Here is a 1,609-nt window from a genome sequence, read left to right as displayed (position 1 = left end):
GGTACGCAATCTGGATCCAGGTTACAGTAATCACAGACTGTCAGAATCAGATCCGAGATGATCAGATCATGGTCTTCTGTACCAAGCCGTAGATTTTGCTTTACTGTCTGCAGCATCTCATTACTATTCATTTTACACCTCCATGGATTCAATCTGCTGATGGGTCATGCTGTGAAGAGCAGAATGGCGGTATTCCTGGAGCTGTGCATAAGTTGGAACAGATTCTCCTCTCAGCCTTAACTGCCCGTTTGAACAGGAAGCCAGTTCAGCATTGGTTGATCGTCCCAGGTATCCGTGTGTAACAATGGATACGCTCACAATAAGACGCTCTTTGACGGCAGCCGGATTCCGGCTTAACTCCACAGCTTCAATCCGTACCGCCATCAGACCACCTCCATCTGCTCCCGGTTCTTAATAACCTCATCTGCAATCATCAACGTGATTTCCAAAATGTAACGATTGCTCCGGTACTTTGGCTGAAGTTTTGCGTCTACATAGCTTCCAGTTTCCTCCTGGGTCACCTCGCAGCTTCCTGTTGCCTCTACTTCGCCATTATATATCAGTTCGTAGGTGGCATCTTTAACAACAAAATATTCTGACTTGACTGAGTGGACGAAATACTTTACATGCCGGTCTTCGCCCAAAATAAAACGTATCATAGCGCCACCTCCTGACATATTGGAATTAATCGAGTAAACAAATACCTCGTGAATTGTGACTCCATTTGATACGGCACCTGCAGGAGGTCAAATATATACTTTGGTAACGGCAGCGCATGAATGCAGATATTTCCGGCATCTACGGTATAAAGCATCTTTGAAAGATACGTCTGATTTCCTGCTTCGTCCTCTACCATGATCTCAACGACATAATCACCGTCAATGTCAAGGGGGACTGGCACATTCCACCGGTCCCCGCCTGCCTGCTGTAATATTACCTCTGCGCCATCAACACGGCCAAAAACACGCGCTACTGCCATGGTATCGCCTCCTTAGTCTGTAACCTCCACGCTGATCACGTAGGTCTTACCAGCATCTACCGGATTAGGTGTGAGCGTTACGGCCTTAATCGTCGGGGCTACGGTATCGAGTGTCACTGTCCTGGTTACGGTCGTGCTCTTACCCGCGGAGTCTGTCGCCACAACTGTGATCGTGTTGCTTCCGGACACCAACGTCAGAGCCTTGCTGAAGGAACCATCTGCCCCTACCGTCACGGCTTCTGCTGATCCGCTGTTAAGCTTAACCGTCACGGTTACCGGGCTGGACGTGATGTCATTGGTCGTACCGGTTACAGTGCAGGCTGCCTTATTCGTAATCAAACCATTTACCGGAGCCGTGACAGACAGTGTCGGCGGAACAGTGTCGATCTTAAAGGTGACACTCTTCTGGGCCGCGGCGTTGCCGTCATAATCGGACGCATCGATCTTAATTGTATGGCTGCCATCTGCCAAGGCGGTAGTCGGCGTATAGGTACAATCATATCCACCAGTGATGGCCGTCTTTACAATGGCGCTGCCTGTAACCTTGCCGCCGCTGTCAATGGTAATACCGATCGTATCTGGATTGACGCCAGAGTCGTTATCTGTAACCTTCCAGCGAATCGCTGGCTT

The 1,609-nt window shown here is 49.4% G+C and carries 4 protein-coding genes; all 4 read right to left on the bottom strand.

The genetic code is table 11. The features are described 5' to 3' along the window. Positions 1-132 precede the first annotated feature (132 nt). Positions 133-384, bottom strand: a complete 252-nt coding sequence (locus H8S75_RS32265) for a hypothetical protein (protein WP_187024966.1) — start codon at positions 382-384, stop codon at positions 133-135. Beyond that, entirely contained in the window at positions 384-659 is a 276-nt protein-coding gene (locus H8S75_RS32260) for a hypothetical protein (RefSeq protein ID WP_187024965.1), read from the bottom strand. The genes H8S75_RS32265 and H8S75_RS32260 overlap by 1 nt, the downstream gene beginning before the upstream one ends. Continuing rightward, positions 656-979 carry a PF13754 domain-containing protein gene (locus H8S75_RS32255; RefSeq protein WP_187024964.1) on the bottom strand — a complete coding sequence of 108 codons (324 nt, stop codon included), beginning with the start codon at positions 977-979 and terminating at the stop codon, positions 656-658. The genes H8S75_RS32260 and H8S75_RS32255 overlap by 4 nt, the downstream gene beginning before the upstream one ends. Positions 980-991: 12 nt before the next feature. Then, on the bottom strand, positions 992-1,609 hold a 618-nt coding region (locus H8S75_RS32250), incomplete at its 5' end, for an Ig-like domain-containing protein (protein ID WP_187024963.1).

It is taken from the genome of Hungatella hominis, from assembly GCF_014288005.1.
GTDB classification, from domain to species: domain Bacteria; phylum Bacillota; class Clostridia; order Lachnospirales; family Lachnospiraceae; genus Hungatella; species Hungatella effluvii.
Note: the sequence above shows the minus strand (reverse complement) of the source record. Positions and strands in the feature narration are given on the sequence as shown.